The sequence below is a fragment of the Bradyrhizobium sp. NBAIM08 genome (genome assembly GCF_020193935.1).
GTDB classification, from domain to species: Bacteria; Pseudomonadota; Alphaproteobacteria; order Rhizobiales; family Xanthobacteraceae; genus Bradyrhizobium; species Bradyrhizobium yuanmingense.
Genome location: NZ_JADYVR010000004.1, coordinates 451,571 through 478,541 on the forward strand (window position 1 = coordinate 451,571; position 26,971 = coordinate 478,541).

The 26,971-nt window shown below is 65.5% G+C and carries 23 protein-coding genes, 1 other RNA gene and 1 pseudogene; 12 read left to right on the forward strand and 13 right to left on the reverse strand.

What is annotated here, in order from left to right:
• Window positions 1-119 precede the first annotated feature (119 nt).
• The 3 genes from truA to def form a co-directional block, all read right to left on the reverse strand.
• Window positions 120-857: a tRNA pseudouridine(38-40) synthase TruA gene (gene truA / locus I6F37_RS16835; protein WP_057027809.1), complete on the reverse strand. Its 738-nt coding sequence runs from the start codon at window positions 855-857 to the stop codon at window positions 120-122.
• 138 nt (window positions 858-995) lie between these two features.
• The gene (fmt, locus tag I6F37_RS16840) at window positions 996-1,919 is read right to left on the reverse strand and encodes a methionyl-tRNA formyltransferase (protein ID WP_225152050.1); all 924 of its coding nucleotides are present in this window, start codon (window positions 1,917-1,919) and stop codon (window positions 996-998) included.
• A gap of 77 nt (window positions 1,920-1,996) precedes the next feature.
• On the reverse strand, window positions 1,997-2,524 hold the full coding sequence (def, locus tag I6F37_RS16845; RefSeq protein WP_225152052.1) for a peptide deformylase: 528 nt from the start codon (window positions 2,522-2,524) through the stop codon (window positions 1,997-1,999).
• A gap of 169 nt (window positions 2,525-2,693) precedes the next feature.
• Between def and I6F37_RS16850 the strand changes: the two genes are divergently transcribed.
• From I6F37_RS16850 to I6F37_RS16860, 3 genes and pseudogenes are all read left to right on the forward strand, one after another.
• Window positions 2,694-3,893 (forward strand): DNA recombination protein RmuC, encoded by a 1,200-nt coding sequence (locus I6F37_RS16850; protein ID WP_225152054.1) that lies wholly within the window; start codon window positions 2,694-2,696, stop codon window positions 3,891-3,893.
• Window positions 3,894-4,026: 133 nt separating this feature from the next.
• Window positions 4,027-4,328, forward strand: a pseudogene (locus tag I6F37_RS16855) (GIY-YIG nuclease family protein).
• A gap of 195 nt (window positions 4,329-4,523) precedes the next feature.
• On the forward strand, window positions 4,524-5,885 hold the full coding sequence (locus tag I6F37_RS16860) for an MFS transporter (protein ID WP_225152056.1): 1,362 nt from the start codon (window positions 4,524-4,526) through the stop codon (window positions 5,883-5,885).
• Between the two features lie 134 nt (window positions 5,886-6,019).
• Here I6F37_RS16860 and I6F37_RS16865 read toward each other — a convergent pair whose 3' ends face one another.
• The 5 genes from I6F37_RS16865 to ffs form a co-directional block, all read right to left on the reverse strand.
• Window positions 6,020-6,454, reverse strand: a complete 435-nt coding sequence (locus I6F37_RS16865) for a hypothetical protein (RefSeq protein ID WP_036041781.1) — start codon at window positions 6,452-6,454, stop codon at window positions 6,020-6,022.
• Between the two features lie 88 nt (window positions 6,455-6,542).
• Window positions 6,543-7,145 (reverse strand): recombination mediator RecR, encoded by a 603-nt coding sequence (gene recR, locus I6F37_RS16870; RefSeq protein WP_036026497.1) that lies wholly within the window; start codon window positions 7,143-7,145, stop codon window positions 6,543-6,545.
• A gap of 1 nt (window position 7,146) precedes the next feature.
• The gene (locus tag I6F37_RS16875) at window positions 7,147-7,467 is read right to left on the reverse strand and encodes a YbaB/EbfC family nucleoid-associated protein (protein ID WP_157283374.1); all 321 of its coding nucleotides are present in this window, start codon (window positions 7,465-7,467) and stop codon (window positions 7,147-7,149) included.
• Window positions 7,468-7,493: 26 nt separating this feature from the next.
• Complete coding sequence (locus I6F37_RS16880; protein ID WP_036014106.1) at window positions 7,494-9,329, reverse strand: DNA polymerase III subunit gamma/tau; 1,836 nt, start codon at window positions 9,327-9,329, stop codon at window positions 7,494-7,496.
• Window positions 9,330-9,424: 95 nt separating this feature from the next.
• Window positions 9,425-9,521: signal recognition particle sRNA small type (gene ffs, locus I6F37_RS16885), an RNA gene on the reverse strand.
• Window positions 9,522-9,721: 200 nt separating this feature from the next.
• On the opposite strand from ffs, the gene I6F37_RS16890 reads away from it, so the two are divergent.
• The 4 genes from I6F37_RS16890 (at window position 9,722) to I6F37_RS16905 (ending at window position 12,633) form a co-directional block, all read left to right on the forward strand.
• Window positions 9,722-10,141: an HIT domain-containing protein gene (locus tag I6F37_RS16890; RefSeq protein ID WP_036014107.1), complete on the forward strand. Its 420-nt coding sequence runs from the start codon at window positions 9,722-9,724 to the stop codon at window positions 10,139-10,141.
• A gap of 10 nt (window positions 10,142-10,151) precedes the next feature.
• A complete protein-coding gene (nudC, locus tag I6F37_RS16895; RefSeq protein WP_036014109.1) occupies window positions 10,152-11,096 on the forward strand; it encodes an NAD(+) diphosphatase in 945 nt (314 codons plus the stop codon).
• Between the two features lie 12 nt (window positions 11,097-11,108).
• Window positions 11,109-12,026 carry a sugar kinase gene (locus I6F37_RS16900; protein WP_036014111.1) on the forward strand — a complete coding sequence of 306 codons (918 nt, stop codon included), beginning with the start codon at window positions 11,109-11,111 and terminating at the stop codon, window positions 12,024-12,026.
• Between the two features lie 97 nt (window positions 12,027-12,123).
• A complete protein-coding gene (locus tag I6F37_RS16905; RefSeq protein WP_025032510.1) occupies window positions 12,124-12,633 on the forward strand; it encodes an Lrp/AsnC family transcriptional regulator in 510 nt (169 codons plus the stop codon).
• A 162-nt stretch (window positions 12,634-12,795) separates the two neighbouring features.
• Here the strand turns inward: I6F37_RS16905 and I6F37_RS16910 are convergent, their stop codons facing one another.
• The 4 genes from I6F37_RS16910 to I6F37_RS16925 all read right to left on the reverse strand — a co-directional run bounded on the left by I6F37_RS16910 (window position 12,796) and on the right by I6F37_RS16925 (window position 19,039).
• A complete protein-coding gene (locus I6F37_RS16910) occupies window positions 12,796-14,295 on the reverse strand; it encodes a phosphomannomutase/phosphoglucomutase (protein WP_225152059.1) in 1,500 nt (499 codons plus the stop codon).
• A 194-nt stretch (window positions 14,296-14,489) separates the two neighbouring features.
• On the reverse strand, window positions 14,490-15,002 hold the full coding sequence (locus tag I6F37_RS16915) for a TIGR02281 family clan AA aspartic protease (RefSeq protein WP_225152061.1): 513 nt from the start codon (window positions 15,000-15,002) through the stop codon (window positions 14,490-14,492).
• A gap of 127 nt (window positions 15,003-15,129) precedes the next feature.
• Window positions 15,130-17,604 (reverse strand): ATP-dependent helicase HrpB, encoded by a 2,475-nt coding sequence (gene hrpB / locus I6F37_RS16920; protein ID WP_225147242.1) that lies wholly within the window; start codon window positions 17,602-17,604, stop codon window positions 15,130-15,132.
• A 118-nt stretch (window positions 17,605-17,722) separates the two neighbouring features.
• Window positions 17,723-19,039 (reverse strand): UDP-glucose/GDP-mannose dehydrogenase family protein, encoded by a 1,317-nt coding sequence (locus tag I6F37_RS16925; RefSeq protein ID WP_036014119.1) that lies wholly within the window; start codon window positions 19,037-19,039, stop codon window positions 17,723-17,725.
• A gap of 203 nt (window positions 19,040-19,242) precedes the next feature.
• Between I6F37_RS16925 and I6F37_RS16930 the strand changes: the two genes are divergently transcribed.
• From I6F37_RS16930 to I6F37_RS16940, 3 genes are all read left to right on the forward strand, one after another.
• Window positions 19,243-20,310, forward strand: a complete 1,068-nt coding sequence (locus I6F37_RS16930) for an acyltransferase family protein (protein ID WP_036014121.1) — start codon at window positions 19,243-19,245, stop codon at window positions 20,308-20,310.
• A gap of 248 nt (window positions 20,311-20,558) precedes the next feature.
• Window positions 20,559-23,657, forward strand: a complete 3,099-nt coding sequence (gene polA, locus I6F37_RS16935) for a DNA polymerase I (protein WP_036014123.1) — start codon at window positions 20,559-20,561, stop codon at window positions 23,655-23,657.
• Window positions 23,658-23,927: 270 nt separating this feature from the next.
• On the forward strand, window positions 23,928-24,563 hold the full coding sequence (locus I6F37_RS16940) for a LysE family translocator (protein ID WP_036014126.1): 636 nt from the start codon (window positions 23,928-23,930) through the stop codon (window positions 24,561-24,563).
• Window positions 24,564-24,569: 6 nt separating this feature from the next.
• Here I6F37_RS16940 and I6F37_RS16945 read toward each other — a convergent pair whose 3' ends face one another.
• Window positions 24,570-25,196: a glutathione S-transferase family protein gene (locus I6F37_RS16945; RefSeq protein ID WP_036014128.1), complete on the reverse strand. Its 627-nt coding sequence runs from the start codon at window positions 25,194-25,196 to the stop codon at window positions 24,570-24,572.
• 184 nt (window positions 25,197-25,380) lie between these two features.
• On the opposite strand from I6F37_RS16945, the gene pyrE reads away from it, so the two are divergent.
• Together pyrE and I6F37_RS16955 are read left to right on the forward strand one after the other, a co-directional pair.
• The gene (gene pyrE / locus I6F37_RS16950; protein ID WP_036014130.1) at window positions 25,381-25,944 is read left to right on the forward strand and encodes an orotate phosphoribosyltransferase; all 564 of its coding nucleotides are present in this window, start codon (window positions 25,381-25,383) and stop codon (window positions 25,942-25,944) included.
• A gap of 217 nt (window positions 25,945-26,161) precedes the next feature.
• Window positions 26,162-26,965, forward strand: coding sequence for a DUF2865 domain-containing protein (locus I6F37_RS16955; RefSeq protein ID WP_036014132.1), 804 nt, complete (start codon window positions 26,162-26,164; stop codon window positions 26,963-26,965).
• The last annotated feature ends 6 nt before the right edge of the window (window positions 26,966-26,971 follow it).

The window sequence follows — 26,971 nt, forward strand, 5'->3', positions numbered from 1 at the left end:
CAGTATTCCAGAGACGGCAGTGATTGAGCCGAGAGGCCGCGGCGTACTGGATGCCCCGGTCAAGCCGGGGCATGACACCGAGGTTTGGGGAGAGCGTGCCCGCTCTCTGCGCCGCTCGCCTAATAATCCACCTTCATCAAATACAGCCCCTCGGGCGGGGCGACGATGCCGCAGGCGGCGCGGTTGCGGGCTTTGAGTGCGGCGGAGAGATCGTCGGCGGTCCAGCGGCCCTCGCCGACCCAGACCAGGGATCCCACCATCGAGCGCACCTGGCTGTGCAGGAACGAGCGCGCCGAGGTGATGACGTTGATCTCGCGGCCATCGCGGATCACGTCGAGCTGGTCGAGCGTCTTCTCCGGCGATTTGGCCTGGCACTCGGTGTCGCGAAAGGTGGTGAAATCGTGCTTGCCGAGCAGGCGCTGCGCCGCCGCGTGCATTGCGTCGGCATCGAGCTTGCGCGGCACGCGCCAGGCGTGGCCGACATCGAGCGCGAGATTGGCGCGAGTGTTGACGATGCGATAGCGGTAGTGGCGCTTGACCGCCGAGAAGCGCGCCTCGAAATCGTCGGGCACGATCTCGGCCTCGAGCACCGCGATCGGATGCGGGCGCAGATGCGCGTTGAGCCCGTCGCGAAAACGGCCCGGCGGAAACTGCTTGTCGACGTCGACATGGGCGACCTGGCCGCGCGCATGCACGCCGGCATCGGTGCGGCCGGCACCGTGCACGCGCAGATCCGAACCAGTCATCGCCTTCACCGCGGCTTGCAGCGCGCCCTGCACCGATGGCAGCGTGTCCTGCACCTGCCAGCCGAAGAATGGCGCGCCGTCATATTCGATGGTGAGCTTGTAGCGGGGCATCGTGTCCAGTTTCGTCGTCATTGCCCGCCTTGTGCGCTGTTGCGCACTGGGGCGGGCAACCCAGTACTCCGCAGCTTATCCGATTGACCGAGAAGCCTCGGCGTACTGGATACCCCGCCTTCGCGGGGTATGACAGTGTCAGGTGAATTTGGATCCCGCCTTTAACGGCACGCCGCGCAGGAAGTCCGCGGCCTGCATGCGGGCCTTGCCCTCGCGCTGCAGCTCGATGATGCGGATGGCGCCGTCGCCGCAGGCGACGGTAAGCTGATCGTCGAGCATTTCGCCAGGCGCGCCGGAGCCTTGCGCCAACTCGCAACGCAGGATTTTTACGCGCGCATCCCCCAGCTCGGCCCAGGCACCGGGAAACGGCGACAAGCCGTGGATGTGGCGCAGCACCGCGCGCGCCGGCTTGCTCCAATCGATCCGCGCCTCGGCCTTCTCGATCTTGGCGGCATAGGTGACCCCGTCCTCGCTCTGCGCCTTGAGCTGGAGCCCGCCGCGTTCGAGCGCGGCCATCGCGCGCACCATCAGGTCGGCGCCAAGGCGGGACAGACGATCGTGCAGGTCGAGCGCGGTCATGCCGTCGGTGATTGCGATGCGCTCGGCCATGGCGACGTCGCCGGTATCTAAGCCGACATCCATCTTCATCACCATCACGCCGCTCTCGGCATCATCAGCCATGATGGCGCGGTTGATCGGCGCGGCGCCGCGCCAGCGCGGCAACAGCGATGCGTGCAGATTGTAGCAGCCGAGTTTTGGCGCATCGAGGATCGCCTGCGGCAGGATCATGCCGTAGGCGACGACAACGGCCGCGTCGACATCGAACGCGCGGAACTCCGCCAGCGCCTGCTCGGACTTCAGCGTCTTCGGCGTCAGCACGGGAATGCCGAGCTTTCGCGCGGCCTCCTCGACCGGGGTCGGCTGCAATTGCAGGCCGCGCCGGCCGCCCGGCTTGGGCGCGCGGGTGTAGACCGCCGCGATCTCGTGCCCATGCGCGACCAGCTCGAGCAGCGTCGGCACGGAGAAATCGGGCGTGCCCATGAAGATCAGGCGGAGGGGCATGTGACGAGACAATCCTTGAAACGAGCAAGGTACTCGTCATGGCCGGGCTTGTCCCGGCCATGACGGCGGAGGAATTATCACTCCGCCGCGCGCTTGGCGGCTTTCTCGAACTTCTTCATGACGCGGTCGCGCTTGAGCTTGGACAGATAGTCGACGAACAGCACGCCGTTGAGATGGTCGATCTCGTGCTGGATGCAGGTGGCGTAGAGGCCTTCGGCATCCTCCTCGTGCACCTTGCCGTCGAGATCGGTGAAGCGCACGCGCACCTTCGCGGGCCGCTCGACCTCCTCGTAATATTCCGGGATCGAGAGGCAGCCTTCCTCGTAGACCGACAGTTCCTCGGACGAGGCGATGATCTCGGGGTTGATGAAGACGCGCGGCAGCGGCTTGGTCTCGCCGTTCTCGTCGCGTTTGGCGAGGTCCATCGTGATCAGGCGCAGCGGCTGCGCGACCTGGATCGCCGCCAGCCCAATGCCGGGCGCGTCGTACATGGTCTCGAACATGTCGTCGGCAAGCTTGCGGATCTCCGAAGTGACCTTCTCGATCGGCTTGGAGACCAGGCGCAGCTGCTTGTCGGGCAGGATGATGATTTCTCTGAGGGCCATGGCCGCGATTTAAGCCGCGCGCCGGATGCGGTCAATGCGGGCCGGAACCCCTTAACCCCTCGCTAACCATAAAACTTCACCTTTCATTAGCCATGAAAATTAGGGGCCGGTTAACCCAGAATGTTCCCTCTTCGTTCGCGAGAGCGCAGCGAATCGGCTACAAGGCGGCATGAACGAGATCATTGTCATGCTGGGCGACTGGCCGGTGCGCATCGTCGATGCGCTGATCGGCTTCGGTGCGCTCGTCCTCATCCTGCTGGTTGTGATTGCGGTTGTGATCGCGCGCTCGGGGCGGCGTGGCGCGGAACTCGCCATGGCGAACGCAATCCGTGCCGACGAGCTCGAGGAGCGGCTCGCCCAGGTGCTGCACGCCCAGAGCGAGGCCTCGGGGCGGGTCGACGCCATGACCCAGGCGCTCGCCGGCCGCCAGGCCGAGATGGCGCGCGCGGTCAACGAGCGGCTTGATTCGGTGACGCATCGGGTCGGCCAGTCCATGGAACATTCGACCCGCAACACCATCGAGAGCCTGCGCGCGCTGCATGAACGGCTCGGCATCATCGACAACGCGCACAAGAACCTCACCGACCTCACCACGCAGGTGACCACTCTGCGCGACGTACTCGCCAACAAGCAGTCGCGCGGCGCCTTCGGCCAGGCGCGGATGGAGGCGATCGTCCAGGACGGTCTGCCCAAAGGCTCATACGAGTTCCAGTTCACGCTTTCGACCGGCAAGCGACCGGACTGCGTCGTGTTCCTGCCCGACCAGCGCCCGCTCTGCATCGACGCGAAGTTTCCGCTGGAGGCGATGACGGCGCTGCACGACGCCCGCACCGACGAGGAGCGGCGCGTTGCCACGCAGCGGCTGCGCGGCGACGTGATGAAGCATGTCAGCGACATCGCGGAAAAATACCTCGTCACCGGCGAGACCCAGGAGATGGCGCTGATGTTCGTGCCGTCGGAATCGGTCTATGCCGAGATCCATGACGGCTTCGACGACGTGATCCAGAAGGCCTATCGCGCCCGCGTCGTGCTGGTGTCGCCGTCGCTGCTGATGCTCGCGATCCAGGTGATGCAGCAGATCATGAAAGACGCGCGCATGCGCGACGCCGCCGACCAGATCCGCACCGAGGTGATCAAGCTCGGCGACGATTTGGGGCGCCTGCGCGACCGCGTGCTCAAGCTGCAAAAGCATTTTGCCGACGTGAACGAGGACGTCCGCCAAGTGCTGATCTCCGCCGACAAGATCGAAAAGCGCGCAGGCCGCATCGAGGAGCTCGATTTCAGCAAGAGCGATGCGCCGGAGACACCGCGGCTGGTGGCGACGGGAGCGGCAGAGCTGTTTCCGCGCAAGCTCCAGGCGGGGGAGTGAGACTAGGGCACACTGTCGTGCCCCGCGAAGGCGGGGCACCCAGTACGCCGTGACGATCGTTGTTAAGCCGACGTGCCGGTGTTTACTGGATCGCCCGCCTTCGCGGACGATGACGGCGGAATGGAAGGCGAAGATGGATCCACGCCAGTACTACGTGTACATTCTCGCCAGCCGAATTGGCGGTACGCTCTATATCGGCGTGACGAACGATCTCATCCGCCGGTGGCGCAGCACAGGTTGAAGGTCATCGAAAGCTTCACGGAGAAGTACGACGTCGCCCGACTTGTCTATTTCGAGCAGTTCGACCATCCCGAGAATGCGATCAAGCGGGAGAAGCGGTTGAAGAAGTGGAATAGGGCCTGGAAGGTCCGCTTGATCGAGCAGCATAACCCAAACTGGGATGACCTCTATCCTGGGATAGCCGGACCATCATGATGGCGTCATGCTCAATGTCATGCCCCGCGAAGAGGGGGCATCCAGTATTCCGCAGCCCGTGTGGTTGAACCGAGACGCCGCGGAGTACTGGATCGCCCGCCTTCGCGGACGATGACACCGAGCGTGATGGAAGCTCTCCCGTCTCACCAGCTACCGCGAGAGTCTTTTCTCCCAGAATCTGCTAACACGCCCCCCATGACCGCACCCGACGCGACCTCCCCCGCCGCGACTTCCACCGCCTCGCCCTCCTGGCGCGACATCCTTGCCGTTTACCTGCAGCCGCGGGTGCTGATCGTGCTGTTTCTCGGCTTCTCCTCGGGGCTGCCGCTGGCACTGTCGGGATCGACGCTGCTGGTGTGGATGGCCGAAGCCGGGGTCGATCTTGGAACGATCGGGCTGTTTGCGCTGGTTGGAACGCCATACACGCTCAAGTTCCTGTGGGCGCCGCTGGTCGATGCGCTGCATGTGCCGTTGTTCACGCAGGCCTTCGGACGTCGCCGCGGGTGGCTGGTGTTTGCGCAGCTGCTGCTGATCGGCGCGATTCTGCTGTTGGCGCTGACCGATCCGGCACGTTCGCCGCTGCTGGTCGCGCTCGGCGCGCTGCTGGTCGCGACGATGTCCTCGACGCAGGACATCGTGGTCGACGCGTTCCGCGTCGAGAGCCTGCCCGAAAGCGAGCAGGCCGCCGGCATGGCCGCCTATGTCGCGGCCTATCGCATCGGCATGTTGGTCTCGACTGCAGGCGCCCTGTTCATCGTCACCGGCTTCGAGGCGATCGTCCCGCGTGGCGCCGCCTGGATGTGGGGCTATGTGGTGATGGCGGCTCTGGTGCTGATCGGCACGGCGACTGCGCTCGCCGCCACCGAGCCCGCACAATCCGCGCGCGCCGAGGCCGCCACGCAGGACGAGGGCGCGCTCACGCGGGTGTTCCATGCGGCGCTGGGCGCGTTCTCGGAATTCCTGCGACGCAAGGAAGCATGGGTCGTGCTCGCCTTCGTCGTGCTGTTCAAGTTCACCGACGCGTTCTCCGGCAACATGACCGTGCCGTTCGTCATCGACATCGGCTTCACGCGGAACGACTATGCCGTGATCGTCAAGGGCGTCGGCATCATCGCGACCCTGGCCGGCGGCTTTGCCGGCGGCTTCGTGGCCCGACGCTATTCGCTCGCGACCAGCCTGTGGATCGGCGGCATCGTGCAGGCGATGTCCAATTTGTCGTTCTCGTGGCTTGCGATTGTCGGCGTCAACGAATGGGCGCTGACCCTCGCGATCACCTCCGACAATTTCTGCAACGCCATCGGCACCGTGATCTTCGTCGCCTATCTCTCGGCGCTGTGCCAGAACCCGCTGCACACGGCGACCCAATATGCGCTGCTGACGGCGCTCGCCGCGGTGGGACGGACCTATTTGTCGTCGGGCGCAGGCTATCTGGCGAAGGCGACGGGCTGGCCGATGTTCTTCGCGATCTCCGTCCTCGTCGCCATCCCGAGCCTGATGTTGCTGGCGTACTTGCAGAAGCGCGGGCATTTCGAGGCACTGGGGCCGGTGCGGGTGTAGGCACCCCTGTCATGCCCCGCGAAGGCGGGGCATCCAGTACTCCGAGACAGTCGTGATCGACCGAGAAGCTGCGGCGTACTGGATCGCCCGCCTTCGCGGGCGATGACACCGGAATCGGGGAGACGACTCCACCCCTACTGCTTCTTGATCAGGCTCCACTTCGTGATCACGGCCTCGCTCATCTGGCCGGGATCGCTGGCGCAGGCGACCTCGTCCACCTTCACGGAGATCTCCTTGCCGACGAAGGATTTCAGCTGGGCGGCCTGCGCCTCGCTGGAGGTGACGAGCTGGAACGTCTCGGGGCCGGTTTCGAGATTGCAGAGCCCGTTCGGCGGCGGCAGGCGGCGCGGTTCCGACGTGATCTGGTAGGTCGCGACGCGCTTGCCGTTCTTGACGTCGCGCACCTTCATCGCGTTGAGCTCGCCGGAGAGCACATCGCCAGTGTTGATCGGCTTGCCGGGTTTGGACGGCGGCAGCGCCGCGTCGCCCTGCTGCGCGGAGATGGCCGGGGTCACCAGCATCAGCATCGTCGCGACCAAAGCCCATCGCGTGGCGAAAAGTTTCGTCATGTCGTCCGTTCCGTAAAGTCTGGATGGAGATTCCTGTTTTGACGCGTTTTCTTCACGCGAACCGGTATCCACTTCGCTCGAAAACGCTCTAGAACAGGGTGCGCTGCCGCATCGCAGCCGATAGCGTACCTTCGTCGAGATAATCAAGCTCGCCGCCGACGGGAACCCCGTGGGCGAGCCGCGTCACCTTCACATTGGCGTCCTGAAGCAGGTCGGTGATGTAATGCGCCGTGGTCTGGCCGTCCACCGTCGCATTCAGCGCCAGGATGATTTCGTGCACCTGCGAATCATGGGCGCGCGCCACCAGCGCGTCGATGGTCAGATCCTGCGGGCCGACGCCGTCGAGCGGCGACAATGTCGCGCCGAGCACATGATAGCGCCCCTGGGTCGCATTGGCCCGCTCCAGCGCCCAGAGGTCGGCGACATCGGCGACGACGACGATGATCGCAGGATCGCGCTTCGGATCGGTGCAGACGGTGCAGGGATTTTGCGTGTCGATGTTGCCGCAGGTCTTGCAGACCTGGACCTTGTCCAGCGCCACCTGCAAGGCGCTCGACAACGGCATCATCAGTGCTTCGCGCTTCTTGATCAGATGCAGCGCCGCGCGCCGCGCCGAGCGCGGACCGAGGCCCGGCAGCCGCGCGAGCAGCTGGACCAGCCGCTCGATCTCGGGACCTGCAACAGCGCCCATTTTATTGGCCGAACAGCCCCGGCGGCAGGCCGAGCCCGCCGGTGAGGGCCTGCATCTTCTCCTGCATGGCGGTCTCGGCCTTGCGGCGCGCATCAGCGAGGGCGGTGACGAGCAGGTCTTCCAGCACCTCGCGCTCCTCGGCCTTCATCAGCGAAGGATCGATCTTGATGCCCTTGACGTCCATCTTCGCGGTCATGCGCACGGCGACGAGACCGCCGCCGGAGATGCCTTCGACCTCGACGTTGGCGAGCTGGTCCTGCATCTCCTGCATCTTGGATTGCAGCTGCGCCGCCTGTTTCATCATGCCGAGAAAATCAGCCATGGGTGCGTGTCCTTGGAAAGAATGGTTCAGAGATCGTCGCCGTCGGAACCGTCGGGCGGATCGTCGCTGCCATAGTCGGCGTTAATATCGGTTTCCGGCGTCTCGGGAGCAAGCCTGCGGACCTCGACGACCTTGGCGCCGGGGAAACGCGACAGCACCTCCTGCACGCGCGGATCGGCTTCCGCGGTACGGGCATGCTCCTGCTTAGCCGCCTGGTTCACCGAGCGCAAAGTCGGCTGGCCCTGCTCGTTGGAGACGATCACGGTCCAGCGGCGGCCGGTCCACAGCTCGAACTTCTTCGCAAGTTCCGAGATCATGGTCTTGGAAGCGTTGGGCTCGAGCGCGACTTCCAGCCGCCCCTCCTCGAAACGGACGAGGCGCATGTCGCCTTCGAGCGCGCTCTTGGTCATGATGTCGCGCTTCTGCCCTGCGAGCGCAACCAGCTGGGTGAAGCTCGCGATGCGCAGCTGGGGCGCCGCCCCTTGCGTATCCGGCGCGGGCGCCGCCATCTGCGGCCGGGCGCCACCGCCAAACGCTGGAGCCGAGGCTGTCGGCATGCGCACGGGCGCAGCCGACATCGGCGCTGCGGAGGCAACCGGCGCGGCCGGCGCGCCGCTGCGCGCGCTACTTCCGCCGTTCACGACCGGCGAGCCGCCGCCGTTCTGCTCCAGCATCCTGATCGCTTCGTCGGGCGTCGGCAGGTCGGCGACATAGGCGATGCGCACCAGCACCATTTCGGCCGCGGCTGCGGGACGCGTTGCGGCCTGCACCTCAGCGATGCCCTTAAGCAGCATCTGCCACATCCGCGACAGCACGCGCATCGAGATCTTGGAGGCGAACTCCTTGGCGCGCACCCGCTCGGTCTCGCCATAGGCGACGTTGTCGGCGGTCGCCGGGATGACCTTCACACGGGTGACGAAATTGACGAACTCGGCGAGGTCCGAGAGCACGACGATGGGATCGGCGCCGACATCGTATTGGTCGCGGAACTCCTTGAAGGCGGACGCGATGTCGCCGCGCGCCAGCGACTCGAACAGGTCGATGACCCGGGTGCGGTCGGCAAGGCCCAGCATCTGCCTGACGGCATCGGCCTTCACCTGCCCCGCCGCATGCGCGATCGCCTGGTCGAGCAGCGACAGCGAATCGCGCACCGAGCCCTCCGCGGCGCGCGCAACGATGCCGAGCGCTTCCGGCTCGATCTCGACGTTTTCCTTCGCCGCAATGCTGGCGAGGTGCTTCATCAGCACGTCGGCCTCGACGCGGCGCAGGTCGAAGCGCTGGCAACGCGACAGCACGGTGACCGGAACCTTGCGGATCTCCGTCGTCGCGAACACGAACTTGGCGTGCTCCGGCGGCTCCTCCAGCGTCTTCAGGAAGGCGTTGAACGCCGCCGTCGACAGCATGTGGACTTCGTCGATGATGTAGACCTTGTAGCGGGCGCTGGCGGGGGCATAACGCACGCTGTCATTGATCTGGCGGACGTCGTCGACGCCGGTATGCGAGGCGGCGTCCATCTCCAGCACGTCCATGTGCCGGCTTTCCATGATGGCCTGGCAATGAACTCCCAACGTCGGCATGTGGATGGTCGGCCCCTTCACCGATCCATCCGGCATCTCGTAGTTGAGTGCGCGGGCGAGAATGCGCGCGGTGGTGGTCTTACCGACCCCGCGGACGCCGGTGAGAATCCAGGCCTGCGGAATGCGGCCGGTCTCGAACGCATTGGAGACGGTACGGACCACGGCCTCCTGGCCGATCAGGTCGTCGAACGAGGATGGGCGGTATTTGCGCGCCAGCACCCGGTAGGGCGCATTGCCGGCCTGGCCGGCGCTGTCGGGATCGGGAGGGGCGCCAGCGTCGGTCATCGGTCGATCCGCAATGAAATGTCTCTTGGCCGGCTTTTGCGGAAAGGAGCGCGCTGGCGGCTGGTGCCGCCGGCGCTGGTTCGCTCGAAAAACAGGTAGGAGACTGACGAGCGACCCGATCCGGACCTCGTTAGGGCTGCTTCCTTCCGGACCTGACCCGGTTGGCGAGTGGCTCGTCCACCGCCAATCTCCCGGTCCCTATTTGGGGCCAAAGGGAGCGGAAAGCAAGCGGGGTCTGGGGCTGTTCCGACGGCGCTTGAGGACTTCCGGCGCCGAATTCGCCCTCATTCGGCCTGTCCCACCGGGTCCGGCGCATAAGGACCACGGCGCATACGCATGTTGTCTGGGGGCGTGGTCTCTGCGACGGTAAGAATCAATCCAGAGAAGCCTTCATGCCCGAACCCGCCTGGTCGCTGCACTCCCGCCTGAAAGAGGACACCATCGATATCGGCGACCTGCCGCTGTCGAAGGTGCTGGTCATCAAGGACGCGCATTATCCCTGGCTGCTGCTGGTGCCGCGGCGCGCCGAGACGGTCGAGATCATCGATCTCGACGAGGTGCAGCAGGCGCAGCTGATGACGGAGATCTCCCGCGTCTCGCGCGCGCTGAAGGAGATCACCAAATGCGACAAGCTCAACATCGCCGCGCTCGGCAACCTCGTGCCGCAGCTGCATGTCCACATCATCGCACGCCGCACCAGTGACGCCGCCTGGCCGCGGCCGGTGTGGGGCGTGATGCCGCCGCTGGCACACGACGCCGCGGAGGTTCAGAATTTCATCAGCGCGCTTCGCCGCAAGATCTGGTTGGGTTGAAAGAACAATAATGTCAGCATTCAACGCGTTTCCGCTGGGGCAGCCGGCCTTCGTCACCAACGTCCTCGACCGCGCCGCGCATCTGCGCCGCGACGACGAAAAGCTGTTCGCGCTGGAGCAGAAGCCATCCTCGCGCGCCTACGTGGTCTATCGCGACTCGCTGCTGGTGAAGCGCGAGGGCGACAAGGTGCGCGCACTGCTCGGAATCGACGAGGCGCTGAAATGCGGCGCCAATCCCGGCACGGTGCTCCTCGGGCTTCGCGACGGTGCGGCCGTGTTCGGCATGGGCCTGTCGCAGGCCGCCGCCGAGAAGCTGGTCGGCCGCGAAGACTATACCGTGACGGAGTTGCGCGGCATGGCGATGCAGGGCGCGATCCCGCCCGAGGAGCTCTCGGCCGTCGCGATGGCGAAGTCGATGGTGGGATGGCATCAGCGCCACGGCTATTGCGCCAATTGCGGCGTACGCACCAGCATGAAGGAAGGCGGCTGGAAGCGCGACTGCCCGAGTTGCAAGGCCGAGCATTTTCCGCGCACCGATCCGGTCGTGATCATGCTGGTGGCGTCCGGCGACAAGTGCCTGCTCGGACGCCAGAAGCAGTTTCCGGCAGGGATGTATTCCTGCCTCGCCGGCTTCGTCGAGGCGGCCGAGACCATCGAGGACGCGGTGCGCCGCGAGATCTTTGAGGAGTCCGGGATCCGCTGCACCGACGTGCAATACTACATGACCCAGCCCTGGCCCTATCCGTCGTCGCTGATGATCGGCTGCAGCGCGCGGGCGTTGAACGAGGACATCGTCGTCGATCGGATGGAGCTGGAAGACGCGCGCTGGTTCACGCGCGAGGAGGCGGCGAAGATGCTGACGCGGACGCATCCTGACGGGCTCGCCGGTCCGCATCCCTTCGCCATCGCCCATCATCTGCTCGGCCGCTGGGTGCACGACAAGAGCAGCGCCTGAGCCGAGCCGACGATGGCCGGGATCGCGCCGCGCATTCTCTGCATCGGCATGCCGGTGCGCGACCTCATCCTGCGCGTCGAGGCCTTGCCCGAACGCGGCGGCAAGGCGAACGCCAGCCATCTCGCCGAGATCTGCGGCGGCAACGCGCTCAACGCCGCCATCGCGATGGCGCGGCTCGGCGGCCGCGTCGCCTTCGCGGGGCCGATGGGTGATGCGCGGGAGACGTCGAGCGCTTTCATTCTGGCGCAGATGGCGCAAGAGGGCATCGAGACCACGCACATCGTGCGCATGCCTGGCCTGAGCACGCCGGTCTCGGCGATCATGATCGAGCCCTCCGGCGAGCGGACGCTCACCATCTATCGCGATCCCGCGCTGTGGACCGTGAGGCTGCCCGAGGCCGAGGCGCTTGTCGCCGATTGTCAGGCGGTGCTCGTCGAAAGCCGCTGCGCGGCGTTCGCCACCTCGCTTTGCGCCGAGGCACGCCGGTGCGGCATTCCCGTCATCGTCGGCGTCGACCGCGCGATGGCGCTGCAGGACGGCCTGCTCACGGCCGCCTCGCATCTGCTGTTCGCCAGCGCCCAGCTGCAGGAGACGGCCGGCATCGCTGACGACGGCGCGGCCTTGAAGCGCCTGGCGGAGCTGACGCCCGCCTTCCTCGCGGCCACAAGGGGCCCGCGCGGTACGATCTGGCTTAACCAAGCTGGCGCGCTGGAGGAAACACCAGCCTTCCCGGTCCAGGCGGTCGATACGCTCGGAGCCGGCGACGTCTTCCATGGCGCATTCGTGCTCGGCCTCGCTGAGGGTAAGGGGTTGCGGGAAGCGATGCGATTCGCCGCGGCCGCCGCGGCGCTGAAATGCACCCGCCATGGCGGCGGCCTAGCCGCCCCGCAACGCGTTGAAGTTGAAAGGTTTTTGCGCGATCACCCGTAGAGCGATTCCATGGAAGCACCGAGATTATGGGCTTGCCGTGGAAAGATTTTCTCTATATCAGGGAAATCTGCCCCTGAAATGAAACAAAGTTCTTCAAATGACTGATGTCGCTGTCCAGATTCCCGAGACCAGCCGCCGCCTCGACGCCATCGACCGCAAGATCCTGATGGTGCTCCAGGAAGACGCCTCCCTCTCCGTCGCCGAGATCGGCGACCGAGTCGGCCTGTCCTCGACCCCCTGCTGGAAGCGCATCCAGCGCCTGGAGGCCGACGGCGTGATCATCAAGCGCGTCGCCCTCGTCGACCAGAACAAGATCGGGCTCGGCATCTCCGTGTTCGTGTCGGTCGAGAGCTCCGACCATTCGGATGCTTGGCTGAAGCGATTCGCCGAGGCCGTCAGCGCCATGCCGGAGGTGATGGAGTTCTATCGCATGGCCGGCGACGTCGATTACATGCTGCGCGTCGTGGTCGCGGACATGCAGGCCTATGACGTGTTCTACAAGAAGCTGATCAGCGCCGTGCCGCTGAAGAACGTCACCTCGCGCTTCGCGATGGAGAAGATCAAGTCGGTAACGGCGCTACCGATCCCGGCGGTGGTGGCGGCTTAATTTACGCCACACGGAAAGTGTCATCGCCCGATTTAATCGGGCGATCCAGTATTCCAGAGACGCCGGTGATAGAATCGAGAAGCCGCGGGGTACTGGATGCCCCGGTCAAGCCGGGGCATGACAGCGGAGCGAGAGGGACGGATCGCCTCTCTCAGGTGCTCCTCAAATCTTCTGATTGTACTCGCCGACTTCGGGATGCGTGCGCAGCACGCTGTTCACCATCTCGAACATGTCGTGCATGCGCTGCTCCGAGACCGGGCTCTCGACCACGACGACGAGCTCGGGCTTGTTGGAGGAGGCGCGCACCAGGCCCCAGCTGCCGTCTTCCACCGTGACGCGGACGCCGTTGACGGTGACGAGGTCGCGAATCGCCTGGTCCCCGATCTTCGCACCTTTGGCCTGAAGGTCTTCGAAGTGCTTCACCACCTTGTCAATCACGCCGTATTTGGTCTCGTCGGCGCAATGCGGCGACATGGTCGGCGACGACCAGGTCTTCGGCAGCGCGTTCTTCAAATCGGCCATCGACTTGCCGGGCGCGCGGTCGAGCATGTCGCAGATCGCGAGCGCCGAGACCAGGCCGTCGTCATAGCCGCGGCCATAGGGCTTGTTGAAGAAGAAGTGGCCGGACTTCTCGAAGCCCGCGAGCGCGCCGGTCTCGTTGGTGCGGCGCTTCATGTAGGAATGACCGGTCTTCCAATAGGCGGTCTTCGCGCCCTGCTTCTGCAGCACCGGATCGGTGATGAACAGGCCGGTGGACTTCACGTCGACGATGAACTGCGCGTCCTTGTGGATCGCCGACATGTCGCGCGCCAGCATCACGCCGACCTTGTCGGCAAAGATCTCCTCACCGGTGTTGTCGACCACGCCGCAGCGGTCGCCGTCACCGTCGAAACCGAGGCCGACATCGGCCTTGTGCTGCAGCACTGCGTCGCGGATCGCGTGGAGCATCTCCATGTCTTCCGGATTCGGATTGTATTTCGGGAAGGTGTGGTCGAGCTCGGTGTCGAGCGGGATCACCTCGCAGCCGATCGCTTCCAGCACCTGCGGCGCGAACGCGCCGGCGGTGCCGTTGCCGCAGGCCGCGACCACCTTGAGCTTGCGCTTGAGCTTCGGACGAGAGGTGAGGTCGGCGATGTAGCGCGCCGGATAGTTCTCGTGGAACTGGTAGGAGCCCCCGGCCTTGTTCTTGAATTCCGCGTTCAGGACGATCTCCTTCAGCCGCGTCATCTCGTCAGGGCCGAAGGTCAGCGGGCGGTTGGCGCCCATCTTCACGCCGGTCCAGCCATTGTCGTTGTGGGAGGCCGTAACCATCGCAACGGCGGGCACGTCGAGATCGAACTGCGCGAAATAGGCCATCGGCGTCACCGCAAGACCGATATCGTGCACCTTGCAGCCCGCCGCCATCAGGCCGGAGATCAGCGCGTATTTGATCGAGGCCGAGTAGCCGCGGAAATCGTGGCCGGTGATGATCTCCTGTTTGACGCCGAGCTCGGCAATCAGCGCGCCGAGCCCCATGCCGAGCGCCTGCACACCCATCAGGTTGATTTCCTTCTGGAACAACCAGCGCGCGTCGTATTCGCGAAAGCCTGTCGGCTTCACCATCGGCTCGGATTCGAAGGCGTAGGTGTTGGGCAACAATACGGATTTCGGCTTCGGGAACATTGAGTCGGTCTCGTGAAAGGGGGGGGCGGGAGTTGCTGCAGGCTTAGCGAATGCCAAACCGCAGCGAAAGGCGGGAATGAAGGCTTATGGCCGATAATTGCGGCAGTTTGGTAACGAAGAAACGTTACCGGAAGGGCGGCCGGAGCAAGAATATCTTCTTGAAATTGACGACCGCGCGGTCGCGCGGCTCGCCTCTACTGCTCCAACACCATCTGCCCGTTGGCGTACTCAAAACGCTTCAGGCGGGACAGGAAGGAGAGGCCGAGCAGGTTTTCCGACAGCGCCTCGTCCGGCAGCACCATGGCATCGACATCGCGCACGATGAGGCCGCCGACGTCGAGCATGGCGATTCGGGTGCGCGCGGCCTTGATGGTGCCGTTGGCGGTGGAAACGGTGGCGTTGTACTCGCCACGCGAGGGACGGAGACCAAAGCGGGCGGCCGAGGTCTCGTTCAGCGCCACGACGGAGGCGCCGGTATCGATCATGAAGCCGATGCGCTGGCCGTCGATCCGGCCCTCGGTCTGGAAATGACCGCGGCCGTCACGTCCAATGGCCAGGCTGCGGCCGCGGGCCGGCGCTGTGGCCGCGACTGCGACCGTCGTGCGCGGCACTGACGTGGCGGAAGCCGAGCTCATCTTGTCCGCCATCTGCGCCATGAAGGTGCCGAGGCCGATCATAACGGCCGCGATGATCATAATGTTACGCATCACACCACTTCCGAGCCGAAAGCTCGATTTCATCACGCGACGAGGCCGGCGGCGAGCGCAGGCACGCCGGGGCTCCTGTCATTTTGACGAAAAGGATGAGCGGAGGGTTAATGCCGGTTGCGAGTTCTCACGTCCCGCGCGGCTTCGCCCGCCTTGTCGGCACGGCGCTCGCGGGATCGTCGGGCCAGGGGTGACGCGGGTAGCGGCCGCGCAGGTCGGAGCGGACGGCGGCGTAGCTGCCGCGCCAGAAGCCGGGCAGATCGCGCGTCACCTGCACCGGACGCTGGGCCGGCGACAGCAATTCCAGCACCAGCGGCACCTTGCCGGCGGCGATCGAGGGATGGGTGTTGAGGCCGAACAATTCCTGTAGCCGGACCGCGATGGTCGGCCCCTGCTCGGCCTCGTAGTCGATCGCGAGCATAGTGCCGGTCGGCGCCTCGAAATGCGTCGGCGCCTCGCGGTCGAGCCGCGTGCGCATCTCCCAGGGCAAGAGCGCCATCAGGGCGTCGGAGAGATCGCCCGCGGAGATGTCCTTGAGCGCGATCTTGTCGGAGAGCGCCGGCACCAGCCAGTCGTCGCGCCGCGCGATCAGACCGTCGTCGGACAAATCGGGCCAGCTGTCGCCCTCGGCCTTGCGCAGGAACATCACGCGATCACGCCATTGCTTGGCGGCTTTCGACCAGGGCAGCCGGTCGAGGCCCGCGGCGATCAGGCCATCTGCGAAGATGCGCGCGGTGTCCTCCGAGGGCGATACTGAAAGCGTCGCCTCGGACAGCGTGATCGCGTGCAGCACGCGCTTGCGCCGCGCCCGCAGCGCCATCGCGCCGCGATCGAACGAGATCTCGTCGGCGGTCTCGATATGCTCGGCGAAATGCCGCTCGATCTCGTCCTCGGTGATTTGCGCGGCGAGCAAGATGCGACCGCTCGCCGCCGTCCCCGTCATCTCACCGATCGCGATGTAGGGCGCACGGGCGAGCGAGGAGGTCTGCTCGACAGAGGCGCCGCGGCCGTTGGCCAGCACGAAGCTGCCATTGCCGCGATTGCGCGCGACGCGGTCCGGGAACGCATAGGCGAGCATCAGGCCGGTCGAGAGATCCTCCTGCTGCGCCACCTTCTCCGACGCCGCGACCTGCGAAGCCCAGCGGTGCGCGAGATCGCGCGCGCTTGCCGCGCGTGGTGAGCGGTCGCGGCGGAACTGGTCGCGGCGGTGCTCGAGATCGACGCTGTCGCCGCCAAGGCCGCGCTCGGTGATGATGGCCGCGATCTCGGCGGCGGCCTGGCCCTCGCCGGCGCGATGCGAATCCACGATCATGCGCGCCAGCCGAGGCGGCAGCGCCAGCGCACGCAAGCTCTTGCCTTCGGCGGTGATGCGGCCGTCGCCGTCGAGCGCGTTTAGCTCGCTCAGCAGGCTCTTGGCTTCCTTCCAGGCCGGCTGCGGCGGCGGATCGAGGAACGATAGAGCCGCGGGATCGCTGACGCCCCATTGCGCGAGATCGAGCACCAGCGAGGACAGGTCGGCGCTGAGGATTTCCGGCTGGGTGTACGGCGCGAGCGATGCGGTCTGCGGCTCGTCCCAGAGCCGGTAGCAGACGCCGGGCTCGGTGCGGCCGGCACGGCCGCGGCGCTGGTCCACCGCCGCGCGCGAGGCGCGCACGGTCTCGAGCCGGGTCAGGCCGATATCGGGCTCATAGCGCGGCACGCGGGCAAGACCGCTATCGACGACGATACGCACGCCCTCGATGGTGAGCGAGGTCTCCGCGATCGAGGTTGCCAGCACCACCTTGCGCGTGCCCTTGGGTGCCGGCGCGATGGCGCGATCCTGCACGGCGGCATCGAGCGCGCCGAACAGCGGCACGATCTCGACGGAGGCGTCCTGCACGCGCTCGGAGAGGAAATTCTGCGTGCGGCGGATCTCGGCGGCGCCTGGCAGGAAGGCCAGCACCGAGCCGCTATCGGCGCGCAGCGCAGATGCGATCGCATCCGCCATCTGCCGCTCGATCGGTGCATCCGCCTTGCGGCCGAGATAGCGTGTCTCGACCGGAAACGCACGGCCCTCGCTCTCGACGACGGGGGCATCGCCGAGCAGCCTTGCCACCCGCGCACCGTCGAGCGTCGCCGACATCACCAGGATGCGCAAATCCTCGCGCAAGCCGGTTTGCGCATCACGCGCCAGCGCGAGGCCCATGTCGGCGTCGAGCGAGCGTTCATGGAATTCGTCGAACAGGATCGCGGCAACGCCTGTTAGTTCGGGATCGTCGAGGATCTGGCGGGTGAAGATGCCCTCGGTCACCACCTCGATGCGCGTCGCGCGCGAGATCTTCGAGCCGAAGCGGACACGATAGCCCACGGTTTCGCCGGCGCGCTCGCCGAGCGATTTGGCCATGCGGTCGGCACTGGCGCGCGCGGCGATGCGGCGCGGCTCCAGCACGATGATCTTCTTGTCCTTGGCCCACGGCGCATCGAGCAAGGCCAGCGGCACGCGCGTGGTCTTGCCGGCGCCGGGAGGGGCCACCAGCACTGCGGCGTTGCTAGCCTCCAGCGTACGCGACAAATCGTCGAGCACGGCATCGATCGGGAGGGGCGTGTCGAAGCTGCGGGGCAAGATCCATCCACTCGTCATGCCCGGGCTTGTCCGGGGCATCCACGTCCTCGACCAGAAAACAGACGTGGATGGCCGGGACAAGCCCGGCCATGACGAATTTATGTGGAGCTGGGAACGATCAGCCCTGCACTGGCGGACGACCGACGCTCTCGTACACAAAGCCGGCGGCTTCCATGTCTTCGGGGCGGTAGATGTTGCGGAGGTCGACGACGACCGGCTGCGCCATGGTCGCCTTCAACCGGTCGAGATCGAGCGCGCGGAACTGGACCCATTCGGTGACGATGACGAGAGCGTCGGCGCCTTGCGCGCAGGCATAGGCGTCCTCGCAATAGGTGATATCGGGCAATTCGCCCTTGGCCTGCTCCATGCCGACGGGATCGAACGCCTTCACCTTCGCGCCCATGTCGATCAGGCCCGTTACCAGCGGGATCGACGGCGCATCGCGCATGTCGTCGGTGTCGGGCTTGAAGGTGAGGCCCAGCACCGCAACGGTCTTGCCGCGCAGATTGCCGCCGAGCGCCTGGCTCACCTTGCGCGCCATCGCGCGCTTGCGGTTCTCGTTGACCGCCAGCACCGATTCGACGATGCGCAAGGAGACGTCGTAGTCCTGCGCGATCTTGATCAGAGCCTTCGTGTCCTTCGGGAAGCACGAGCCGCCGAAGCCGGGACCGGCATGCAGGAATTTCGTGCCGATGCGGTTGTCGAGCCCGATGCCGCGCGCGACCTCCTGAACGTTGGCGCCGGCCTTCTCGGACAGATCGGCGATCTCGTTGATGAAGGTGATCTTGGTCGCGAGGAACGCGTTGGCGGCGTATTTGATCATCTCGGCGGTGCGGCGCGCGGTGAACATCAGCGGCGCCTGGTTCAGCGACAGCGGACGGTAGATGTCGCCCATCACCTTGCGGCCGCGCTCCTCGGAGGTGCCGACCACGATGCGGTCCGGGAATTTGAAATCGCGGATCGCCGCGCCCTCGCGCAGGAACTCAGGGTTCGAGGCGACCACCACATCGGCCGACGGATTGGCTTCGCGGATGATGCGCTCGACCTCGTCGCCGGTGCCGACCGGCACGGTCGATTTCGTCACCACCACGGTGAAGCCCTGCAGCGACCGCGCGATCTCTTTCGCGGCGGCGTAGACGTAAGACAGGTCGGCGTGTCCGTCGCCGCGGCGCGAGGGCGTGCCGACCGCGATGAACACGGCATCGGCATCGGCGACCGGCTGCTTCAGGTCGGTGGTGAAGTCGAGCCGCTTGGCTTTCACGTTGTTCGCGACCAGCTCGTCGAGGCCAGGCTCGTAGATCGGGATCTCGCCGCGATGGAGTGCCGCGATCTTCCTCTCGTCCTTGTCGACGCAGGTAACGTCGTGGCCGAAATCCGCAAAGCAGGCGCCGGACACCAATCCCACATAGCCCGTGCCGATCATCGCAATTCGCATGAAAAATCCTGTTCCAGCTTGGTTAACGGACGTCCAACTCAGCCCAATCCGGGGCGGTTTAGCATTTTCCCGAGGCCATGGAACAGTCCGCATGCAAAAACCGGCCCGCGATTTGAACCGGTAAAGAAGTCGGAAACTACTGGGCTCCAAACTGCCCCAGGCCCGCACAGGCACGGGCGGAACGCGCCTCGAAAAGGGACACCATGGCACGATCAGGCACAATCGCGGCGGCCAGCCCCTCCACGGCCGCTTCGGGCGCGCGTATCGACTGGGTCGACTACGCCAAGGGTATCTGCATCGTCATGGTGGTGATGATGCATTCGGTGCTGGGGGTGGAGCTTGCCGCCGGGCAGACCGGGTTCATGCACGTGCTCGTAGCCTTCGCAAAGCCGTTCCGGATGCCGGATTTCTTTCTGATTTCGGGCTTGTTCCTGTCTCTGGTGATCGATCGGGACTGGCGAACCTATCTCGACCGCAAGGTGGTGCATTTCGCCTATTTTTATGTCGTCTGGGTGACAATCCAATTCGGCTTCAAGGCCCCGGCCTTTGCGGCCGAGACCAGCTGGCAGCACGTCGGCCTGCTGTATCTCGAATCCTTCATCGAGCCGTTCGGCACGCTGTGGTTCATCTATCTGTTGCCGGTCTTCTTCGTCGTCACGAAACTGACACGCAAGGTCCCATCGCTCGCGGTCTGGCTCGTCGCCGCCGCGCTGGAGACCGCGCACATCACGACCGGCTGGACCGCCATCGACGAGTTCTGCGCACGCTTCGTCTATTTCTATTCGGGCTATTTGTTCGCGCCCTACGTGTTCGCCCTGTCGGACCGGGCGCGGAAGCATCCGGCGCTGGCGCTTGCAGCGCTCGCTGCCTGGGCGCTGATCAATGCCGGCCTCGTCGCAGCGGGCGCCAGCGAGTGGGCGATCGTCTCGCTCGCGCTCGGCTTCGCCGGCGCCTGCGCCATCATCGCGGCGGGCACGCTGCTCGCGCGGGCGCACTGGCTCAACTTCCTCCGCTTCTGCGGCGAGCATTCGATCGTGATCTATCTCGCCTTCTTCCTGCCGATGGCGGCGACGCGAACGCTGCTGCTGCGCACGGGCATCATTCCTGATATCGGCACGGTGTCGCTGCTCGTCACTATCGCCGGCGTGCTTGGATCGCTTGTGATCTGGCAGGCCGCGTTGCGACTTAATGCGCGCTTCCTGTTCGAGCGGCCGGAGGCATTCTGGATCGCGCCGAAGAAGCCTGGCGTGCGATTGCAGGCGGCCGAGTAGCGCTCCCTCCCCGAGGCCATCCCCATAGTGTGCAATTGCGCACGGGGCGGGGATCCATAACCCCAGGAAGCGGTTATGGCGGGAGATGGCAACCCCGAGTCTTCGCAAAACTACATCCTGTGGCTATGGGTCCCGGATCTGCGCGCGCTTAGGGCGCGCTTGTCCGGGACGACGATGGTGTGGGAATCGCGCCAAAAATCCGCTGCCCAAGGCTGTCAAAGCCCGCAAAAATTCATACATTGCGGCCCATGCCCAAAACCTCGCCGAAGACATCTCCGAAGACCAGCGCCAAAGCCGACACCACAGCCGCGCCCAAGGCGGCCACTGACACCAAGCCTGTTGCCAAAGCTGCGACAGCTGCTGCCAAACCGGTCGCGGCAAAGGCGGCCGGAAAGGGCGACCACGTCTTCCTGGTCGATGGTTCCTCCTACATCTTCCGCGCCTATCACGCGCTGCCGCCGCTGAACCGCAAATCCGACGGGCTCCAGGTCAACGCCGTGCTCGGCTTCTGCAACATGCTGTGGAAGCTGCTCCGCGAGATGCCCGAGGACAATCGGCCGACGCATCTGGCCATCATCTTCGATAAGTCGGAGATCACCTTCCGCAACAAGATCTATCCGGACTACAAGGCGCACCGGCCGCCGGCCCCCGACGATCTCATTCCGCAATTCGCGCTGATCCGCGAAGCCGTGCGCGCCTTCGACCTGCCCTGCCTGGAACAGATCGGCTTCGAGGCCGACGATCTCATCGCGACCTATGTGCGCCAAGCCTGCGAGCGCGGCGCCAGCGCCACCATCGTGTCGTCAGATAAGGACCTGATGCAGCTCGTCACCGATTGCGTCACGATGTACGACACCATGAAGGACCGCCGCATCGGCATATCAGAGGTGATCGAGAAGTTCGGCGTGCCGCCGAACAAGGTGGTCGAGGTGCAGGCGCTCGCGGGCGATTCCACCGACAACGTGCCGGGCGTACCCGGCATCGGCATCAAGACCGCGGCGCAGCTGATCACCGAATATGGCGATCTCGACCAATTGCTGTTCCGCGCCGGCGAGATCAAGCAGCCCAAGCGGCGCGAGGCGCTGCTCGAGAATGCGGAGAAGGCGCGCATCTCGCGGCAACTCGTGCTGCTCGACGACAAGGTCGAGTTGGAGGTGCCGCTGGACGACCTCGCCGTCCACGAGCCCGACGCGCGCAAGCTGATCGCCTTCCTCAAGGCGATGGAATTCACGACGCTGACGCGGCGCGTCGCCGAATATGCGCAGATCGATCCTGCCAATGTCGATGCCGATCCCGGCTACGCCAGCGGCGCCAGCGTGTTCACGACGCTGCCGCCTTCGGACGTCGTGCCCACACCAGGCACGGGAACTCCGGCGCCAGCCCGGCCGAACCAGCCCAACAAATCGGCAGGCAAGGAGGACAAGGCTGCGAGCCCGAAGGGTGCGCCGATCTCGCTCGCCGTCGCGCGCGAAGAGGCGCTGCGCAAGCTTCCTGTCGATCGCGGCAAATACCAGACCATCAAGACGCTGAAGGAGCTCGACGCCTTCATTGCGCGCATCCATGACGCCGGCCATGTCGCGATCGAGACGAGAGCGAGCTCGATCGATCCGATGCAGGCCGATCTCTGCGGCATCGCGCTGGCGCTGGCGCCGAACGAGGCCTGCTACGTGCCGCTGGCGCACAAGCAATCCGGCGGCGGCGCCGGCCTGTTCGATGCCGGCCTCGCGCCGGACCAGGTCAAGCATGACGACGCGCTGCAAGCGCTGCGGCCGGTGCTGGAATCGACGGGCATCCTCAAGATCGGCTTCGACGTCAAGTTCACGGCCGTGATGCTGGCGCAGCACGGCATCACCCTGCGCAACATCGACGATGCGCTGCTGATCTCCTACGTGCTCGATGCCGGCCGCGGCTCGCATGCGCTCGAATCGTTGTCGGAGCGCTGGTTCGGCCATGCCATGCTGAAGGACAGCGAGCTGCTCGGCAGCGGCAAGGGCAAGATCACCTTCGACCAGGTGCCGATCGACAAGGCCGCACCGCTGTCAGCCGAAGGCGTCGACATCGCGTTGCGGGTGTGGCGCGTGCTGAAGCCGCGCCTGGTTTCCGAGCACATGAGTGCGGTCTACGAGACGCTGGAGCGGCCGCTGGTCTCCGTGCTTGCGCGTATGGAGCGGCGCGGCATCTCGATCGATCGCCAGGTGCTGTCGCGTCTGTCCGGCGACTTCGCCCAGACCGCAGCGCGCGTCGAGGCCGAGATCCAGGAGATCGCGGGCGAGCCGGTCAATGTCGGCAGCCCCAAGCAGATCGGCGACATCCTGTTCGGTAAGATGGGATTGCCTGGCGGCACCAAGACCAAGACCGGCGCGTGGTCGACCACCGCACAGGTGCTCGACGAGCTCGCCGAGCAGGGCCACGACTTCCCGAAGAAGATTCTGGAGTGGCGCCAGGTCTCCAAGCTGAAATCGACCTACACCGACGCGCTGCCGACCTACGTCAACCCGCAGACCCACCGCGTGCACACCACCTACGCGCTGGCTGCGACCACGACGGGGCGCTTGTCGTCGAACGAGCCGAACCTGCAGAACATTCCGGTGCGTACCGAGGACGGCCGCAAGATCCGCCGCGCCTTCATCGCCACGCCCGGGCACAAGCTGGTCTCGGCCGATTATTCACAGATCGAGCTGCGGCTGCTGGCCGAGATCGCCGATATTCCGGTGCTGAAGCAGGCGTTCCGCGATGGGCTCGACATTCACGCCATGACCGCGTCGGAAATGTTCGGTGTGCCGATCAAGGGCATGCCGAGCGAGATCCGCCGCCGCGCGAAAGCGATCAATTTCGGCATCATCTACGGCATCTCCGCCTTCGGCCTCGCCAACCAGCTCGGCATCGCGCGCGAGGAAGCCTCCGCCTACATCAAGAAGTATTTCGAGCGGTTCCCCGGCATCCGCGCCTATATGGACGAGACGCGCGATTTCTGCCGCAACCACGGCTACGTCACCACGCTGTTCGGCCGCAAGTGCCACTACCCCGACATCAAGGCTTCGAATGCCTCGGTGCGCGCCTTCAACGAGCGCGCCGCGATCAACGCGCGGCTTCAGGGCACCGCCGCCGACATCATCCGCCGCGCCATGACGCGCGTGGAGGATGCGCTCACCGAGAAGAAGCTCTCGGCGCAAATGCTGCTCCAGGTGCACGACGAATTGATCTTCGAGGTGCCGGACGACGAGGTCGAGGCAACGCTCCCCGTCGTGCAGAAGGTGATGCAGGATGCGCCGTTCCCGGCCGTGCTGCTCTCGGTGCCGCTGCATGTCGACGCCCGCGCCGCGAACAATTGGGACGAGGCGCATTAGCGCACTTCCTTACCTCTCCCCGCTTGCGGGGAGAGGTCGGATCGCCCTTCCGATCCGGGTGAGGGGGTGCAGGTCTATCGACGACCGCCCGTGTGGAGAAAGCCCCTCACCCCAACCCTCTCAGGGCGAGCGAAGCTCGTCCCGGCCCCGTAAGAACCGGGGCGAGGGAGCACACCGGCGCAAGACCTCGATTGTCCTCCGATCAATTGCGCGATGGCCGCGCGATCCCGCGCGTATTAGAACCTTTGCATCTCCCGCACCGGTTCAACCATGCCCCACACCTCCGCCTTGCTCGGCTTCGCCCTCGTCAGCCTCGGCCTCGTGCTCACGCCGGGACCGAACATGATCTACCTGATCTCGCGCTCGATCACGCAAGGCGGCGCGGCCGGCATCGTCTCGCTCGGCGGCGTGGCGCTCGGCTTCGTGTTCTACATGCTGTGCGCGGCGTTCGGTATCACGGCGCTGTTGCTCGCCATTCCTTTCGCCTATGACGCGCTGCGCTTTGCCGGTGCCGGCTATTTGCTGTGGCTCGCCTGGCAGGCGGTGAAGCCGGGCGGACGCTCGCCGTTCCAGGTGAGGAAGCTCGCGGTCGACAGCCCGCGCAAATTGTTCGTGATGGGCTTCATCACCAACCTGCTCAACCCGAAGATCGCGATGCTGTATCTGGCGCTGCTGCCGCAATTCATCGATCCCGCGGCGGGCAGCGTGCTGACGCAGTCTGTGGTGCTGGGCGCGATCCAGATCGCGATCAGCGTCAGCGTCAACGCGATGATCGCGCTCGCCGCCGGATCGATCGCGCTGTTCCTGGTGAACCGGCCGAGCTGGATGCTGGTGCAACGCTGGCTGATGGGCACCGTGCTGGCCGGGCTCGCGGTGCGGATGGCGGTAGAAGCGAAGAGGGTGTGAAGAAGCTCAATCCAGCTTCGCCTCCATCCCCCGCTTCACGGCCGGGCGCGCCATCAGGGCCTCGTACCAGCGCTTGACGTTGGGGAAGTCGGCCAGATCAACCTTGTGGCGAGGATGGCGCCAAGCCCAGCCCAGGATGGCAAAATCGGCAACCGAGAGCTCGCCGGCGACGAAGTCGTGCCCCTCGAGGCGGCGGTCGAGCACACCATAGAGCCGGCGCGTCTCGGCCATGAAGCGCTTCAGGCCGTAGGCCCGGTCCTGCTCGTTCTCGAGTGCGATGAAATGGTGTACCTGGCCGGGCATCGGGCCGAAGCCGCCCATCTGCCACATCAGCCATTCGTAGACCGGAATGCGTTGGATAAGCGATTTCGGCAGGAATTTGCCGGTCTTTTCGCCGAGATAGAGCAGGATCGCGCCGGATTCGAAGATGCTGACGGGCTTGCCCTCAGGCCCCTCGGGGTCGACGATCGCGGGGATCTTGTTGTTGGGCGAGAGCTTGAGGAACTCGGGCGCCATCTGCTCGCCCTTGGTGATGTTCACCGGGATCACCTTATAGGGCAGCCCCATCTCCTCCAGCGCGACCGAGATCTTGCGGCCGTTCGGCGTGTTCCAGGTATAGAGCTCGATGGTCATTCCGTGTCCTTCCCCAAGAGGCGTGCCCGAAGGCTTGCCCCCTCACCTACTCCAGAAGGTTGCGCCCTCACAACCTTTGGGCCGGGATGGCCGATCCCTGTTGACGGGAGACGCCCCCTCTGGAATGTCGCGTCGGTCGCGGATAAATTCCGCCCCCACCAAAAACGCTGTTTGAGGGACCGCCGTGTCGAAATCCGCCTCCCGCGCCCGCCTGTTCGAGATCATCCGCCGGCGCTCATTCGGCCGCGGCGAGGTGACGCTCGCGTCGGGCCGCAAGAGCGATTTCTACTTCAACCTCAAGCCGACCATGCTCGACCCCGAGGGCGCAACGCTGCTCGCCGAGCTGACTTACGAGGCGCTCAAGGACGACCAGCTCGATTTTATCGGCGGGCTCGAGATGGGCGCGGTGCCGCTCGCCGGCGCGCTGGCGCAGATCTCCTGGATCAAGGGGCATCCGATCGCGGCCTTCTTCGTGCGCAAGAAGCCGAAGGAGCACGGCGCGAAGCTCGCGATCGAGGGCCTGCCCAAGGGCGAGACGCTGGCGGGCAAGCGCGTCGTGATCGTCGAGGACGTCACCACCACGGGCGGCTCGGCGATGAAGGCGGTGGAATCGGTGCGCGAGGCCGGGGCCAATGTCGTGCTGGTGCTGACCATGGTCGATCGCGAGGAAGGCGCCACCGACACGTTCGGTGCGGCTGGCCTGCCGTTCCGCTCGCTGTACAAGGCGTCGGAATTCTTGAAGGGGTGAAGTGGCGGAAATTTCTCCGCCGTTGTGCCTCAATGTGTCCCGGTAGCAACCACCCGTCCAAAGCTGCGCCCGGCCTTAAAGAGGCCACCGCCTCGTCTTGAAACCGCCTACGCTCAACTGCTCATTTACCATCCCGCTTTATGGTGAATCGTGTGCTGAGATCGCTCGGTCCCAGCCGATTCAGTAGCGTCGGGTGGAGTAAGCATTGCGTACAGTCATGTCCCATGCGCGCCGGCGGCGTCGCGCTTCGCTTGTGGCCGCCATGCTGGCAGCGCCGCTGCTGGCGGCGCCGACCTCGGTTGCAGCCGAAGGCCTGTTCGATTTCCTCTTCGGCGGAATGCAGCAGCGGCCGCAGCGCGAGGTGCCGCCGGCGAACTCCCACGTCGATCCCTTCAGCAGCCAGCAGAATGGCGCCACGCCGCAATATGTGCCGCCGACCCGCTCGGCCGCGGCCGGTGGCTCGGGACCGGCCTTCTGCGTACGCAGTTGCGACGGGAAATACTTTCCGCTGATGCGCGGTCTCGTCTCACCCGCGCAGATGTGTCAGGCGTTCTGTCCTGCCAGCGCGACCAAGGTCTATTTCGGCTCGTCGATCGACGGTGCCTATTCACAGACCGGCGAGCGCTATGCCGACAGCGAGAACGCGTTCGCCTACCGCAAGGCGCTGCGCGCCGACTGCACCTGCAACGGCCGTGAACCCGTCGGTCTTGCCCCGGTCGACCTTGCGCTGGATTCCTCCCTGAAGGCCGGCGACGTGATCGCCACCAGCGACGGCCTCGTCGCCTATACCGGCGTCCGCGTCGGCAACGACCAGGCTGCGGACTTCACCCCGGTTGCCTCCTATCCCGGCCTCACCGCGCAGGTTCGAGCGCGGCTCGGCGAGATGAAGGTGGCGCCGGTGCGCGCCGAGACGGTGTCGGCAGATGCGCCAGCGTCAAACGAGATCGTGCGCGAGCCGCTGCCGGACGTGACAGTGCCGAAGACCGCCGCGAAGCCGGCGAAGCGGGCGGGGTTGGAGTAAGCCTCA

Excerpts from the sequence above, each read along its gene's own strand:
- I6F37_RS16940 (WP_036014126.1), top strand. The coding sequence starts at position 23,928 with ATGCCCCACACCTCCGCCTTGCTCGGCTTCGCCCTCGTCAGCCTCGGC.
- def (WP_225152052.1), bottom strand. The coding sequence starts at position 2,524 with ATGGCCCTCAGAGAAATCATCATCCTGCCCGACAAGCAGCTGCGCCTG.
- I6F37_RS16905 (WP_025032510.1), top strand. The coding sequence starts at position 12,124 with ATGACTGATGTCGCTGTCCAGATTCCCGAGACCAGCCGCCGCCTCGAC.
- fmt (WP_225152050.1), bottom strand. The coding sequence starts at position 1,919 with ATGCCCCTCCGCCTGATCTTCATGGGCACGCCCGATTTCTCCGTGCCG.
- I6F37_RS16860 (WP_225152056.1), top strand. The coding sequence starts at position 4,524 with ATGACCGCACCCGACGCGACCTCCCCCGCCGCGACTTCCACCGCCTCG.
- I6F37_RS16930 (WP_036014121.1), top strand. The coding sequence starts at position 19,243 with ATGGCACGATCAGGCACAATCGCGGCGGCCAGCCCCTCCACGGCCGCT.
- I6F37_RS16875 (WP_157283374.1), bottom strand. The coding sequence starts at position 7,467 with ATGGCTGATTTTCTCGGCATGATGAAACAGGCGGCGCAGCTGCAATCC.
- I6F37_RS16925 (WP_036014119.1), bottom strand. The coding sequence starts at position 19,039 with ATGCGAATTGCGATGATCGGCACGGGCTATGTGGGATTGGTGTCCGGC.
- I6F37_RS16910 (WP_225152059.1), bottom strand. The coding sequence starts at position 14,295 with ATGTTCCCGAAGCCGAAATCCGTATTGTTGCCCAACACCTACGCCTTC.
- recR (WP_036026497.1), bottom strand. The coding sequence starts at position 7,145 with ATGGGCGCTGTTGCAGGTCCCGAGATCGAGCGGCTGGTCCAGCTGCTC.
- I6F37_RS16955 (WP_036014132.1), top strand. The coding sequence starts at position 26,162 with ATGTCCCATGCGCGCCGGCGGCGTCGCGCTTCGCTTGTGGCCGCCATG.
- truA (WP_057027809.1), bottom strand. The coding sequence starts at position 857 with ATGCCCCGCTACAAGCTCACCATCGAATATGACGGCGCGCCATTCTTC.
- polA (WP_036014123.1), top strand. The coding sequence starts at position 20,559 with ATGCCCAAAACCTCGCCGAAGACATCTCCGAAGACCAGCGCCAAAGCC.
- I6F37_RS16915 (WP_225152061.1), bottom strand. The coding sequence starts at position 15,002 with ATGCGTAACATTATGATCATCGCGGCCGTTATGATCGGCCTCGGCACC.
- I6F37_RS16900 (WP_036014111.1), top strand. The coding sequence starts at position 11,109 with ATGGCCGGGATCGCGCCGCGCATTCTCTGCATCGGCATGCCGGTGCGC.
- I6F37_RS16865 (WP_036041781.1), bottom strand. The coding sequence starts at position 6,454 with ATGACGAAACTTTTCGCCACGCGATGGGCTTTGGTCGCGACGATGCTG.
- nudC (WP_036014109.1), top strand. The coding sequence starts at position 10,152 with ATGTCAGCATTCAACGCGTTTCCGCTGGGGCAGCCGGCCTTCGTCACC.
- I6F37_RS16880 (WP_036014106.1), bottom strand. The coding sequence starts at position 9,329 with ATGACCGACGCTGGCGCCCCTCCCGATCCCGACAGCGCCGGCCAGGCC.
- I6F37_RS16850 (WP_225152054.1), top strand. The coding sequence starts at position 2,694 with ATGAACGAGATCATTGTCATGCTGGGCGACTGGCCGGTGCGCATCGTC.
- I6F37_RS16945 (WP_036014128.1), bottom strand. The coding sequence starts at position 25,196 with ATGACCATCGAGCTCTATACCTGGAACACGCCGAACGGCCGCAAGATC.
- I6F37_RS16890 (WP_036014107.1), top strand. The coding sequence starts at position 9,722 with ATGCCCGAACCCGCCTGGTCGCTGCACTCCCGCCTGAAAGAGGACACC.